The organism is Amycolatopsis sp. NPDC051106, from assembly GCF_040682775.1.
GTDB lineage: Bacteria > Actinomycetota > Actinomycetes > Mycobacteriales > Pseudonocardiaceae > Amycolatopsis.
Genome location: NZ_JBFBBQ010000066.1, coordinates 33,512 through 47,237 on the forward strand (window position 1 = coordinate 33,512; position 13,726 = coordinate 47,237).

Annotated in this window: 14 protein-coding genes; 10 read left to right on the forward strand and 4 right to left on the reverse strand. The window is 70.9% G+C overall.

Annotation, left to right across the window (positions count from 1 at the left end):
• Positions 1-157 precede the first annotated feature (157 nt).
• Together AB0M83_RS35390 and mca are read right to left on the reverse strand one after the other, a co-directional pair.
• On the reverse strand, positions 158-490 hold the full coding sequence (locus AB0M83_RS35390; RefSeq protein WP_364523853.1) for a hypothetical protein: 333 nt from the start codon (positions 488-490) through the stop codon (positions 158-160).
• A complete protein-coding gene (gene mca, locus AB0M83_RS35395) occupies positions 487-1,398 on the reverse strand; it encodes a mycothiol conjugate amidase Mca (RefSeq protein WP_364523855.1) in 912 nt (303 codons plus the stop codon). Before mca ends, AB0M83_RS35390 begins: the two co-directional genes overlap by 4 nt.
• A 136-nt stretch (positions 1,399-1,534) precedes the next feature.
• Here mca and AB0M83_RS35400 point away from each other — a divergent pair, with 136 nt between their 5' ends.
• The 3 genes from AB0M83_RS35400 to AB0M83_RS35410 all read left to right on the forward strand — a co-directional run bounded on the left by AB0M83_RS35400 (position 1,535) and on the right by AB0M83_RS35410 (position 3,539).
• Positions 1,535-1,978, forward strand: a complete 444-nt coding sequence (locus AB0M83_RS35400) for a DUF4307 domain-containing protein (RefSeq protein WP_364523857.1) — start codon at positions 1,535-1,537, stop codon at positions 1,976-1,978.
• 195 nt (positions 1,979-2,173) lie between these two features.
• Positions 2,174-2,677, forward strand: coding sequence for a transcription elongation factor GreA (gene greA, locus AB0M83_RS35405; protein WP_020641255.1), 504 nt, complete (start codon positions 2,174-2,176; stop codon positions 2,675-2,677).
• A gap of 49 nt (positions 2,678-2,726) precedes the next feature.
• Complete coding sequence (locus AB0M83_RS35410; RefSeq protein WP_364523860.1) at positions 2,727-3,539, forward strand: MBL fold metallo-hydrolase; 813 nt, start codon at positions 2,727-2,729, stop codon at positions 3,537-3,539.
• A gap of 56 nt (positions 3,540-3,595) precedes the next feature.
• Here the strand turns inward: AB0M83_RS35410 and AB0M83_RS35415 are convergent, their stop codons facing one another.
• Entirely contained in the window at positions 3,596-4,069 is a 474-nt protein-coding gene (locus AB0M83_RS35415; protein ID WP_364523862.1) for an Lrp/AsnC family transcriptional regulator, read from the reverse strand.
• Between the two features lie 121 nt (positions 4,070-4,190).
• On the opposite strand from AB0M83_RS35415, the gene hppD reads away from it, so the two are divergent.
• From hppD to AB0M83_RS35445, 6 genes are all read left to right on the forward strand, one after another.
• Complete coding sequence (hppD, locus tag AB0M83_RS35420) at positions 4,191-5,390, forward strand: 4-hydroxyphenylpyruvate dioxygenase (RefSeq protein WP_285476518.1); 1,200 nt, start codon at positions 4,191-4,193, stop codon at positions 5,388-5,390.
• Positions 5,391-5,514: 124 nt separating this feature from the next.
• A complete protein-coding gene (locus AB0M83_RS35425) occupies positions 5,515-6,066 on the forward strand; it encodes a YbaB/EbfC family nucleoid-associated protein (RefSeq protein ID WP_364523865.1) in 552 nt (183 codons plus the stop codon).
• Positions 6,067-6,076: 10 nt separating this feature from the next.
• Complete coding sequence (locus AB0M83_RS35430; RefSeq protein WP_364523866.1) at positions 6,077-6,385, forward strand: type VII secretion target; 309 nt, start codon at positions 6,077-6,079, stop codon at positions 6,383-6,385.
• The gene (locus AB0M83_RS35435) at positions 6,385-10,326 is read left to right on the forward strand and encodes a hypothetical protein (RefSeq protein WP_364523868.1); all 3,942 of its coding nucleotides are present in this window, start codon (positions 6,385-6,387) and stop codon (positions 10,324-10,326) included. Before AB0M83_RS35430 ends, AB0M83_RS35435 begins: the two co-directional genes overlap by 1 nt.
• 25 nt (positions 10,327-10,351) lie before the next feature.
• Complete coding sequence (locus AB0M83_RS35440; RefSeq protein WP_364523870.1) at positions 10,352-11,176, forward strand: hypothetical protein; 825 nt, start codon at positions 10,352-10,354, stop codon at positions 11,174-11,176.
• Positions 11,177-11,178: 2 nt separating this feature from the next.
• Positions 11,179-12,024 carry a ferredoxin gene (locus AB0M83_RS35445; protein WP_364523872.1) on the forward strand — a complete coding sequence of 282 codons (846 nt, stop codon included), beginning with the start codon at positions 11,179-11,181 and terminating at the stop codon, positions 12,022-12,024.
• Here the strand turns inward: AB0M83_RS35445 and ilvA are convergent.
• On the reverse strand, positions 12,009-13,211 hold the full coding sequence (ilvA, locus tag AB0M83_RS35450) for a threonine ammonia-lyase (protein ID WP_364523874.1): 1,203 nt from the start codon (positions 13,209-13,211) through the stop codon (positions 12,009-12,011). The two genes, AB0M83_RS35445 and ilvA, sit on opposite strands and share 16 nt — an antisense overlap.
• A gap of 95 nt (positions 13,212-13,306) precedes the next feature.
• Between ilvA and AB0M83_RS35455 the strand changes: the two genes are divergently transcribed.
• Positions 13,307-13,579, forward strand: coding sequence for a hypothetical protein (locus AB0M83_RS35455; protein ID WP_364523876.1), 273 nt, complete (start codon positions 13,307-13,309; stop codon positions 13,577-13,579).
• The last annotated feature ends 147 nt before the right edge of the window (positions 13,580-13,726 follow it).

Genomic DNA, 13,726 nt, shown 5'->3' on the forward strand with positions numbered 1-13,726 from the left:
CCCAATGTGGCCTTCGGTGCGTCCAACGCACCCAAGGCGGCCTTCGGTGCGCTGAATCAGCACTGCGGCGCGTAGCGCCTCCGTTGAGGGTGGCGGTGGGGGCATCGGTGGAGCAACCAAGGCCGCCTTGGGGCGCCGGCCGTGGTTGCGCTGTGAGCTAGCTGTCGGCTTTGGTGGCCGGGGAGTCCGCCGAAGCGGGCTTCTCGGCCGCCGCCGGCTCGTCGGCCTTCGCCTCGGGCTGCTCCGCGGCGGTCTCCTCCGCGGGCGGGTCGTCGAAGCTGGCCGGGACGCGCTTCAGGTGCTTCGTCATCGAGCGGACCAGGAACGCCACCGCGATGAGGAACAGGATCAGCACCAGGAAGCCGACCGGAGAGGACTTGCCGAAGTCCTCTCCCTGCCCGCCGTTGTCGCCGTCACCCGGCTGCTGCGTCAAGACCAGGGCCGACGCGGTCACCGGAAGCGCCACGCCGGCCGGCAGCGTCAGACTCATGTGTTCACCTTCTCCTCGATGCCGATGCCGGCGAACAGGTCGTCCTCCGGCAACGTGCTGTCGACCTGCGACTTGACCAGCTCGTACTCCTCGGTCGGCCAAGTCTGGCGCTGGATCTCCAACGGGACGAAGAACCAGCGGCTGTTCGGGTCGATCTGCGTGGCGTGCGCCTTCAGCGCCTCGTCCCGCACCTCGAAGTATTCACCGCACTCGACGCGGGTCGTCACCCGCTCCATCACATCGGCGCGGTCGGGGTCCCACTTCGCCAGCCACTCGGTGTACGGCGACTCGAGCCCGGCCTCCTTCAGCGCCTCGTCGAAGGCCATCATCCGGGCCTTCGAGAAGCCGTGCATGTAGTACAGCTTCAGCGGCTGCCACGGCTCGCCCGCGTCGGGGAAGCGGCTCGGGTCCGGCGCCGCGTCCCACGCCGCCATCGACACCTCGTGCGTGCGGATGTGGTCGGGGTGCGGGTAACCGCCGTTCTCGTCGTACGTCGTGATGACGTGCGGGCGGAACTCCCGGATCACGCGCACCAGGGCCTCGGTCGACTCCTCGAGCGGCACCACCGCGAACGAGCCCTCGGGCACCGGCGGCAGCGGGTCGCCCTCCGGCAGGCCGGAGTCGACGAAGCCCAGCCAGCGCTGGCTCACCCCGAGGATCTTGGCCGCGCGGGCCATCTCCTCGCGGCGGATCTCGCTCATGTTCGCCAGCACCTCGGGCCGGTCCATGGCCGGGTTGAGGATGCTGCCCGCCTCGCCACCGGTGCACGTGACGACCAGCACCTCGTGGCCTTCGGCGGCGTAGCGCGCCATCGTGGCGGCGCCCTTGCTCGACTCGTCGTCCGGATGCGCGTGCACGGCCATCATCCGCAGGCGCGGCTTGGCGGTCTTCGTCAGCTGGTCCACCATGCTGCGAACGACTCCTTCTCTACCCGTATTCCGCGACCCACCTGCGGGCCGCCCACCCAGCGGGCGGATACTCGAAGCCGTACCCGCCCCACCATTGTCCCCACGGGTACGACAAGAACGAGCAGGAGGCCCCGCGTTGGCAGGCGGACCGGCGGAAACGGCAGCGCCCGTGCTGCCCGAAGGCCGGTACGGCACCGCGCGGGCGAAGGCGCCCCGGCGCTGGCGCCGGTGGCTGTTCCTGGCCATCGCTCTGCTGGTCAGCGGCGTGATCGCGTGGGTCGCGTACGTCAACCTCGGGTCCACGCCGATCGATGCCGAGCGCGTCGCCTTCAGCGGCGAACCGGGCAACGCGATGCAAATCACCATCAACGTGACGCGGGACGACGACAACCGGCCGGGCGTCTGCATCGTCCGGGTCCGCGACAAGACCGGCGCCGAGAGCGGCCGCAAAGAGCTCCTGATCCCCGCCGGCGCGAAGTACAGCAGGATGACCACGACGATCAAGAGCATCGGGGAGCCGGTGACGGCCGACGTGTACGGCTGCTCGTACGACATACCAGACTACCTGTCAACCCCATAGCGGCCAACGGGGTGAACCGCGCGCCCAACGCCCACGGCGCGCGGAATTAACGGGCGTCGACCTGTCGCGCCGTGATAGTCTGACCCCTCAGCACGGCCCACGACGGGCCGTGTTTTTCCTTTATCTCAGCCACGCGGGCACCTAGGCCCGTGTGGGCCGGCTTGAACACGCAAGCCTGGCAGGCCCGACGAGGAGATGGTGACCGTGAGCGACACCAAGGTGACCTGGCTGACCCAGGATGCCTACGACCGGCTCAAGCACGAGCTCGACGAAATGATCGAGAATCGTCCGGTCATCGCCGCGCGCATCAACGACAGCCGCGAAGAGGGCGACCTCAAGGAGAACGGCGGCTACCACGCCGCCCGTGAGGAACAGGGCCAGGCCGAGGCGCGCATCCGGCACCTGCAGGAGCTGCTGCGCTCGGCCAAGGTCGGCGAAGCGCCCGCGAACGACGGCACCGCCGGCCCCGGCAAGGTCCTCACCGTCCGCTACGAGGGCGACGACGAGGACGAGAAGTTCCTGCTCGCCACCCGCGAAGAGGGTGCTGAGGGCGAGCTCGACGTGTACTCCCCGGAGTCGCCGCTGGGCAAGGCCCTGCTCGGCGCCAAGGAGGGCGAGTCGCGCGAGTACGAGCTGCCCAACGGCAAGCTGCAGAAGGTCACTTTGGTCAAGGCGGTTCCGTACGCCGACACCAAGTAGTCACGGCTAGCGTGTGCTCCCAGGATTCACATTCTGGGAGGACATTGTCGTGAGCACCGAACCGATTTGCCTGGCCTGCGGCATGCAGTACGCCGTGGCCCGCGACGACTGCCCGGTCTGCGAGGACGAACGCCAATACGTCCCGCAGTCCGGGCAGCAGTGGACGAACCTCGCTTCGCTGCGTGAGAGCGGCACGTACACGCCTCGGATCGAAGAGCAGGGCCCGGGCATCATCGGCGTCGGCTCGAACCCGGGCTTCGCGATCGGCGAACGCGCGCTGCTGGTGCGGGCGCGGTCCGGCAACTTCCTCTGGGACTGCGCCGCCTACCTCGACGACGCGCTGGTCCAGCAGGTTCGCGACCTGGGCGGCATCTCCGGCATCGCGATCAGCCACCCGCACTACTACACGACGATGGTGGAGTGGGCGCACGCGTTCGACGTGCCGATCTACCTGCACGAAGACGACCAGCAGTGGATCGGCCGGCCCGACCCGGCGATCAAGCTGTGGTCCGGCACGACCCTGGACGTCGCGGACGACCTGCGCCTGATCAACCTCGGCGTGCACTTCACCGGCGGGACGGTCCTGCACTGGCCGGACGGCGAGGAGGGCCGCGGCGCGCTGCTGTCCGGCGACATCGTGCAGGTGATCCCCGACCGCACGCACGTGGGCTTCATGTACAGCTACCCGAACCTGGTTCCCGAGCGCCCGCACATCGTGCGTCGCGCGGCCGAGCTGCTGGCGGGGTACCGCTTCGAAGCGATCTACGGAGCTTGGTGGGACGCGATCGTGCGCACCGACGGCTTCGAGGTGGTCCAGCGCTCGGCGAAGCGCTACCTGGCCCAGGTCATCGACGAAGCCTGAGCAGTCTGCCGCGGCTGGTCGTGAGTGTTCAGTCAGGTTCTGACCCGACTCAGCACTCACGACCGCGCGGTGCGCTCCAGCAGGGGTCGGACCCGCGGCGGCACCGGGGTCGACAAAGCGATCGACGTCGACGTCCGCAGCACGTCCGGGACCCCCACCACCTCGTCGATCACCCGCTGCAGGTCGTCGTTGCCCCGCGCCACCATGCGGACGAACAGGTCGCCCACGCCGGTCGTCGCGTGGACCTCGCACACCTCGTCGATCGCCGAAAGCGCTTCCGCCACCTCCGCGCGGCGGCCCTGGGCGATCTCCAGCACCGCGAACGCCGTCAGGCCGTAGCCCATCGCCGCCAGGTCGAGCTCCGGCGGGAAGCCGCCGAGGATGCCGCGCTCGGTCAGGCGGTCCAGCCGCGCCTGGACCGTCCCGCGCGCCACCCCCAGCCGGCGCGCGCTCTCCAGCACCCCCAGCCGCGGGGAGTCCGTCAGCAGCAACAGGAGACGCGCGTCCAATGCGTCGAGGTTCTCCGACATCGCTCTCTTCCCTGCACAAGTTGTCCACGATGACAGCCGATGTCCGGCATCCACTGAGCATATTGTTTAGCGAAATCTGAGTCCATTGCGCATTTTGCCGTACAGGATGATCCTTCGAGGTATGACCCAGACTGCCGAACCTCAGGGCGCGCTCGACGACGTCAGCTATGACCAGCTGCGTCAGCTCGTCGGGCTCGTCGACCACGACGCCTCGACCGACCCGTTCCCGGTCAAGGCCATGGACGCGGTGGTGTTCATCGCCGGCAACGCCACCCAGACCGCCTGGTACTACCAGATCGCGTTCGGGATGCAGCTCGTCGCGTACTCGGGCCCCGAGACCGGCGACTTCGAGCGCAAGTCCTACGTCCTCAAGTCCGGCTCGGCCCGGTTCGTCATCACCGGCGGCGTGCGGCCGGACTCGCCGCTGCTGGACCACCACCGCAAGCACGGCGACGGCGTCATCGACCTGGCGCTCGAGACCACCGACGTCGACAAGTGCGTCGAACACGCCCGCGCGCAGGGCGCGACCATCCTCGAGGAGCCGCACGACGTCTCCGACGAGCACGGCACCGTCCGCATGGCCGCCATCGCGACCTACGGCGAAACCCGCCACTCGCTGGTCGACCGGTCGCGCTACACCGGGGTCTACCTGCCCGGCTACGAGCCGCGCGAGAGCACGATCAAGCGGCCGGAAGGCGCGCCGAAGCGGCTGTTCCAGGCCGTCGACCACTGCGTCGGCAACGTCGAGCTCGGCAAGATGGACTACTGGGTCGACTGGTACCACCGCGTCATGGGCTTCGTGAACATGGCGGAGTTCGTCGGCGACGACATCGCGACCGAGTACTCCGCGCTGATGAGCAAGGTCGTCTCGAACGGCAACCACCGGGTCAAGTTCCCGCTGAACGAGCCCGCCGTGGCGAAGAAGAAGTCGCAGATCGACGAGTACCTCGAGTTCTACGGCGGCGCCGGCTGCCAGCACATCGCGCTGGCCACCAACGACATCATCGCCACGGTCACCGCGATGCGCGCCGCCGGCGTCGAGTTCCTCGACACCCCGGACTCCTACTACGACGACCCCGAGCTGCGCGCCCGCATCGGCAACGTCCGCGTGTCGATCGAGACGCTCAAGGAGCACAGCATCCTGGTCGACCGCGACGAGGACGGCTACCTGCTGCAGATCTTCACGAAGCCGATCGGCGACCGCCCGACCGTCTTCTACGAGCTGATCGAGCGCCACGGTTCGCTGGGCTTCGGCAAGGGCAACTTCAAGGCCCTGTTCGAGGCGATCGAGCGTGAGCAGGAGCGTCGCGGCAACCTGTAGTTTCACGAAACGGCGAAGGCCACCATCGGGCACCTCCGGGTCCCCTATGGTGGCCTTTGGCGTATTCGGGAACCGCGGGCGGCTCGGATCCGTCAGTGGGGAGAAGCAGAGAGAAGGGGCCGGGATGCCGGACAGCATCGACGCCAGCGACGCGATGATCGACAACTGGACCAAGCGGCTCGAGGAGAACGCCGCCCGGTACCAGGCGCTGGCCGATCGCATGCAGGGCCAGTCGGTCACCGAGCGGTCGAAGGACGGCACGGTCCAGGTGACCGTCGATTCGCGCGGCCTGCTGAAGAACCTCGTCATCGCCGAGACGGCGGCCGGCAAGCGGATGGCCGAGGTGTCGGCGCAGGTGATGCAACTGGTGCAGCGCGCGCAGGCCCGGATCCCGGAACTGCTGCAGCAAGCCATGACCGAGACCACCGGCACCGGCGACCAGGCCGCGGTGGAGATCGTCCGCGAGGCGCAGAGCACCTTCCCGGAACCACCGCCGGAGCCCGAGCCCGCGTTCCCGGAGCCCGACCGCGTCCGCCGGTTCCTGCCGGAGGACAACGACGAGCAGCCGCCGCCGCGCACTCCGCCAGCACCTCCGCAGCAGCAACAGCCACCGCGGCGCCGTCGCCCGGTCGACGACGGCGATGACGACGACTTCGGCGGACCGATTCTTTCCTGAGGGGGAACCGATGACGGATGTGGAACTCAGCACCGACCTGACGGCGCACGCGAAGCAGCTCGACGCCATCGGTGACGGGCTGCAGCAGGCCGTCGACGCGGCGAACCAGGTCAGCATGCCGACCGACGCGTACGGCATCCTCTGCCAGCCGTTCCGGATGATGCTGGACCCGGTCGAGCAGTACGGGATCGACGCGCTCAAGGACGCCGTGCAGGCGATGACCGCCGTCTCCGGCAAGGTCCGCGAAGCCGCGGCGGCCTACCACAAGTACGAGGCCGGGGTGGCCGACGACCTGAACAAGTCCGCGGGCGGTGCGTGATGCCCGAGGGCAACCCGCTCGTCGCCGACGCCAAGCAGGACCCGGACGGGCCGGGCGCGTTCACCGCCGGCAACGGTGACTACGGCTGGGCCGGCGGAATCGGCATCGCCGAGTCGTCGATGGACGCGTTCAACGGCATCAAGGACGGCGACTGGGTGTCCGGCGGGCTGGGCGTGCTCAGCCTGGCCGGGGAGATCGCGGGCGCCGCGATCGACCCGTTCGGCTACCTGATGTCGTCGGTGGCGTCGTTCCTGATGGAACACATCCAGCCGCTGAAGGACATGCTCGACTCCGTCGCGGGCAACCCGCCGGTGATCCAGTCCTACGCCGACACCTGGGGCAACGTCTCGAAAGCGCTGGGCGAGCGCAAGACCGACTTCGACAACGCGGTCAAGAACGGTACGGCCGGCTGGACCGGCCAGGGCGCCGACGCGTACCGGAAGTTCGCCGCCGAGCACAGCGACGCCCTTTCCGGTGCGGCGACGGTGGCCGGCGCGATCAGCACGGTCACGATGATCATGGGCCAGGTCGTCTCGTTCGTGCGCGAGACCGTCCGGCAGCTGATCGCGGACCTGGTCGGCAAGCTGATCGCCTGGGTGATGGAGGAGGTCTTCTCCCTCGGCTTCGGCACGCCGGTCGTGGTGGCGCAGGCGTCGGCCGCGATCGCCAAGTGGGGCAAGAAGATCGGGGAGCTGCTCAAGAAGCTCACCGACACGATCCGCAAGGTGTCGCCGCTGCTGTCGAAGCTGGTCGACCTCTTCGAGAAGATCGCCAAGGTCTTCGGCAAGGTGCTGGGCAAGGTCAGCGGCCTGGATGGGTTGAAGGTCAAAGAAGGCGGCTTCGTCCACAAGGTCCCCAAGGGCGAGGGCGGCGTCCACACGCGTGCTCACGGCGACGGTTCTTCCGGTGGCGACGGCGAAAGCTCGCACTCCGGCGACGGGGACGGTTCGCCGGACGGCGACTCGCCGAGCTCCGACCCGATGAACACCGGCTCGTCGCCGGATGCGGCCTCCCGCCGGAGTTCGAGCGGTGACGGAACCCGGTCGGACGGCTCACCATCGCACGCCGGGGACGATGCGCCGTCGGCGCACAGTGGTGACGGCTCGCCGGACAGCAGCCCCTCGGCGGTGCGCTCGGGTGAAAGCTCGCCTTCCCACACCGGGGGCTCGAGCCCGTCGCACGCGGCCGACGGCAGCCCTTCGCCGACGCGATCTCCTTCCCACGCAAGCGATTCGAGCCCATCGCCGACCCGCGGCAGCGACAGCACGCCCTCGCACGCCGGTGACAGCAGCCCCTCACCCACCCGCGGCGCTGACAGCACCCCGTCCCACGCGGGCGACAGCAGCCCCTCACCCACCCGCGGCAGCGACAGCACGCCCTCCCACGCAGGCAACAACTCACCTTCGCCCACCCGCGGCGCCGACAGCACGCCTTCGCACGCTGGGGACAGCAGCCCGTCACCGACGCGCGGCGCCGACAACACGCCGTCGCACGCCGGCGACAGCAGCCCGTCGCCTACTCGCGGCAGCGACGGCACGCCCTCCCACGCAGGCGACAACACGCCTTCGCACGCCGGAGACAGCTCTCCTTCGCGCGGGGGCGACAACAGCCCGTCCCCCACGCACTCCGGTTCCTCGCCCGCCGCGCGGTCCGACGCGCCCGGCTCGCACGCCGGCACCGACACCCCGAGCAACGCCGCCGCACCACCACGCGCCGACGGCACCACCTCCGCCAGCGGCACCGCGCCCACCGCTCCGCGCACCGGCGACCCGGGCACGGTCCCGTCGCCGCGGGGCGGGGACGGCGCCGCGTCCGGCGTGCCGCCGCAGGGTGGCGCGCCGATGACGGGCGGCGGCATGCCGCCCGGCGGGGCACCGGGTGGCGGCGCACCCGGTGGCGGCGGCTCCCCGCGCACCGGCGGCGGCCCCGGCTGGACCGGCACCCCGGGTAGCCCGGGCGCGCACGCCCCGCACGTCGACGCGCCCCGCGCTCCCCGCACCGGCGGCGACCTGCCCGCGGCCCGTCCACGCACGCCGGACGCCCCAGCTCCGGCCGCCCGCGGCTACGGCCCCGGCACGCACGCCCCCGACAACCGGCCGCACACTCCCGACGGCGGCACCCACCGCCCGCACGAGAACGCCCCCCACGAAACCGGCCCGCACGACCCGGACGCCGGCGGCCCGCCCCACCACGACGAGCCGCTGACCCCGGACGAGGTCAACGCGCGGCACTCGGAAAGCACGCCGTCGGGCAGCTCGTACCACGCCGGCGACCCCGACATGGGTGACCTGCCGCACCGCGTGCAGCCCGACCCGGACGGCCGCTACACCGTCGACGTGCACGTCACGCCGGACGGGCACGCCCGCATCGGCGACCGCCTCTACACGCCGGAGGAGTTCGCGGACATCCTGCGCCGCAACGGCGACTACGACGGCCGCCCGGTCCGCCTGATCGGCTGCGACGCGAGCTCGAACGACTTCGCGCACCGGCTTTCGCGCGAGCTCGACACCGAGGTCATGGCCCCGACGAAGCCGGCGTGGACCGACTCGCACGGCCGCGTCTTCTCCTCCGACTACGAGATCGGCCCCGACGGCCGGATGCGCCCGCGCATCCCGCCGGACGGCGAGTGGAACACCCACCACCCGGACGGTTCGACCCACCGCGCCGGCGACGACGGCTTCGCCCCGGACAGCCACCACGGCGACGCGCACGACGTCGACGCCGACAGCGCGCTCGCCCGGGGCAAGGACCACCCGGACATGCACGACCTGGACGAAGGCTGGCAGGAACCCGAGTTCAAGCGCCACGAGGACGTCACGCTCGGGCGGCACGAGCGGTTCCACGACCCGGCGAACCCCCGGCACCTCGAACCGAACACGCGCTACGAGGTCACGGACCCGGACGGGCGGTTCACGCGCGTCTACACGAACGGGGACGAGCCGCCGCGGATCACGCACGTCGACGCCGACGTGCCGAACACCCGCGTCGGGAACAGCAGCGTCGAGGTCGGCAACCCGGACGTGACCCACCTGCACGGCGACGTCGACTACCGGGTCAACACCGGCGAAGGGCACTTCGAGTTCCACACCGACGCGGACGGCCGTCCCGAGCTGGATATCGACCACTTCGACCCGCCGATGACCCCGCCCCCCGTCGAACGCCGGATCACCGAGTACGACCCGAGCCACAACGGCGACGGCCCCTTCGGCGCCACGCCCCCGGAAGACCTCAAGCCGAACAGCCGCTACGAGATCTACTCGAAGGCGCCCGACGGCACCGACCAGTGGCACGGCACCTTCTACACCAGTGGCGACAACCCGCCGGAGTTCACGCACATCAAGACGTGGCACGACAACGAGCGCGGCATGATCAACCCGGAGACGGGTGACAAGCACACGATGCACGACCAGCACGCGGGCCGCGCCGACGGCGTCCCGGTGCGCGGCGCGAAGTACGAGATCGGCGACATGCACTACCACGCCGACGAGCACGGGAACGCCGCCGTCTCGTGGGAGCCCGACTACACCAGCCCGGCGACCAAGCGCGTCAACACCGACGTGCAGGACCGGGTCGGCAAGATCGGCCAGGCCGACGACGCCACCAGCACGGTGAACCGCGGCGGCCACACCGCCGACCACCGCTCGGGCGGCCTGCAGGGACGGCTGGGCATGGTGCCGCAGGACTACTACCAGAACCACAGCGTGAGCGCGGACCCGGACAACTGGCGGCGGATGGAGATCGACCGCCAGACGTTCGAACGCCACGGCGGGGACCACGGCCCGGTGCGCGTTTACGCCGACGCGCCGTCGACCGGGGAGACTCCCGACCGGCTGCACGTGATGTCCGAGAGAATCCACCCCGACGGCACCCGCACTTACAACTACAGGAGCTTCCCGAATGTCGCGAACCCAGCCCCCGTGGTACCCCCCACCCGGACCTGAGCTCCGGGAGGCGGACGAGGACCAGGTGGTCCGCTGGATCGGCGGCTGGCTGATGGACGCCGCTCCCGAAGGCTGGCGGCGGATCGACATGACCGTCCGGCTGACCACCGCGGCCGAGGAGATCTCGCTGGCCGTGGTCATGCCGGACGGCGCCGCGGCGCGCATGGAGCCGCCGCCCGACGTGAGCCCGCTGCTGTTCGAGCTGCGGAACAAGAAGTACATGCGCGATCGCGGTACCTGGCTGTCGCTGCGGCTGGTCATCGAGCCCGACGGCGATTACCGCGTCTCCTACAACTTCGACCTCGATCCGCTGTGGGACCCGCCGCTCGACGCCGCCGTCTGGGACGAGGACTTCGAAGCCTTCTTCCGCGACGAGGAGTGGACGCCCGCCTGGTACCGCGAGGGCGTCAAGGGCGAAACCGGCGGGAAGCGAACCCCCGACGAACCCAACGCGCTGCTGAAGAACGTCGCCGACTACCTGAAGTTCACCCTGCCCGCGGGCTGGGACTACGTCCAGCTGCAGTACCGGGCGGTCGGCGACCACGAGGAGTCCGGCGCGGTCGTCCACTCGATCACCGGCACGGTCTACCCGTGGACCCCACCGGAGCAGGTGATCGACCTGCTCCGGCGCCACCGCGCGGCGTCGCTGTCCGACGGCCGGGGCACCTGGGTGAGCCTGAAGTACGAGATGAGCTTCCCCGAGTCGGTCAAAGCGCAGTTCAACGCGAACGAGGAGCCGGACTTCCGGCAGCGGCCGCCGGCCGAGGCGTTCGCCGAAGAGCTGCGCCGCTACCCGCGTTCCGAGCGGCGCACGCCGGACTGGCTGCGCCAAGGCGCCGAAGGGGCCTGACCATGACCCAGCCACCGGGACCGTTGCGGCCGGAGCAGCGCCACGAGCTCGTCCGGCAGATCGGCGCGGCGCTCACGGCGCAGGTGCCGCCGGGGTGGCAGCAGCTGCGCGTCGAGTACCGCGCCGCCGGCCGGCACGTCGAAACCGAGCTGCTGGTGACCGGCCCGGACGGGCTTCCCCGGCCGGTGCAGCCGCCGCCGGAGGCAGTGCGCCTGCTCGGGCTGCTGCGGTCGGGCATGTACCAGCCCGGGCTCGGCACCTGGCTCGGCGCGATCTTCGTCTTCGCGCCGGGGCAGCCGCCCGACGTCGACTTCGTGCGGCCCGACCTCGAACCGCCGTTCCGGCAGCAGCCGCCGCCGATCGGGTTCCAGGACGAGCTGCGCTTCTTCCCGCGCGCCGACGAGCACATCCCCGGCTGGCTGCGTGAGCGCGCCGGGCTGACCCCGCCGGCCTCCGGCGGCGAAGTCCGCACGCCCCGGATCTACGACGGCGTCGACGCGTCGGGCAAGCCGCTCGTCCGCCGTCAGCAGCTGATCCCGGCCGAGGCCGAGCGGGTGCTGGCGTACCTCGACGCGGCGCCGGTCATCCTGGCCTCGCGCAGCAACGGCCCGGACGCGTTCGCCCCGGACCGCGCGGACGCGGTGCCGATGAACTTCCGCACCGACGGCGCCTGGGCGTGGCCTGGGGCGGTGGCGTACTACCTGCGCGAGCACGGGGTGCCGCCGGATCCGGACCTGGTCGCCCACATCCGGGCCCGCCGCTTCACCGCACCGACGGACGTCCCCGAACCGGCGAAGGACCTGGCCCTCGCGGCGATCACCGGAGAACAGCCTCAGACAACCGTGTAACCAGCGTTCGTCAACGCGATCTCGAGGTCCTTGCAGTGCTCGGGACCCCGAGTTTCGAGCGCCAGGACGACATCTGCCTCGCCGAGGTCGAGGCTGCCGGAGATCCGCGAGTGCTCGACGTCGAGGACGTTCGCGCCCAGTTCGCTCACGCAGGACAGCACGCCCACCAGCGACCCCGGGCGGTCGGGGACCCGCAGGTGGAGGCGCAGGTAGCGGCCGCCCGCCGTCATGCCGTGCTGGATGATCTGCAGGAGCAGCACCGGGTCGACGTTGCCGCCCGAGAGGATCGCGACCACCGGGGGCTCGAAGACGCCGGGGTGCTGCAGCAGCGCCGCGACCGTCGCCGCGCCCGCCGGCTCCACCACCAGCTTGCGGCGCTCCAGGCAGAGCAGCACCGCGCGGGAGAGGGACTGCTCGGAGACCGTCACGACGTCGTCCACCAGCGACGCGACGTGCGCGAAACTGACCGGGCCCGGCTCGCCGACCGCGATCCCGTCGGCCATCGTCGAGGTCGAGCTCAGCCGGACCGGCGCGCCCTGGGCCAGCGACGGCGGGTACGCGGCCGCCTCTTCGGCCTGCACGCCGACGACGCGGACGTCCGGGCGCACCGCCTTGACCGCCGACGCGACCCCGCCGACCAGCCCGCCGCCGCCGGTCGCGACCAGGATCGTCTTCACGCCCGGCACCTGCTCGAGGATCTCGAGACCGACGGTGCCCTGGCCGGCGATGACGTCCGCGTGGTCGAAGGGGTGGATGAACACCGCCCCGGTCCGCTCGCCGAACTCGATCGCCGCGGCGAGGGTCTCTTCCAGCAGTGCGCCGTGGAGGTGGACATCGGCGCCGTACCCGCGGGTGGCGGCGAGCTTCGGCAGCGGCGCCCGCAGCGGCATGAACACGGTGGACTGGGCGCCGAGCAGCGACGAAGCGAGCGCGACGCCCTGCGCGTGGTTGCCGGCACTGGCCGCGACGACGCCGCGGTCGCGCTCGGCCTGGCTCAGGCCGTGGATGCGGGTGTAGGCGCCGCGGATCTTGAACGACCCCGTGCGCTGCAGGTTTTCGCACTTCAGGTGCACCGGACCGCCGTGGAGCTTGCGCAGGTCGCGCGCGTGCTCCATCGGCGTCACCCGGGTCACTCCGCGTAGGAGTTCCCGGGCGGCCTGGATCCGCTCGATGGTCACGAGTTCCATGGCCGGAGGTTATGCCACTCAGGAACTCCACAGGTTGACCGGACCGGAGGCCGGGTACTCTGGGCGTGTCAACACACGGTAAACAGGGAGCAACCATGGCACGGGGGAACGACGCGGACGCCACCCGGCGGAGTCGCGCGACCCGGTCGGCCGGCCTGCTCCCGCTGGTGATCGGCGTGGCCTCGGCGGCCGCCCTCACCGGAGCGGCGTACTTCACGGTGGACAGCGCCTCGTGCGGCTCCCCGGCCCAGTACATCCGCCACGACAGCCACGTGGAGCTGGTGGGCGGCTGCGTGGACGGCGCGACCCTGCCGGCGACGGGCACCCCGAAGTCGGGCGGCGTCGTGCACGGCAACTACAACCCCTGACCGCAGGCTTTCCGGCGCCAACCGCCGGCCGAGCTTCGCCCCGGCCGGCTCACCTCGCTGTGCCCCGTCACCCAAGCGCCCCAATGTGGCGTTGGTTGCGTCCCACGCACCCAATGTGGCGTTGGGGGGGGGCGGCGCATCGCGACC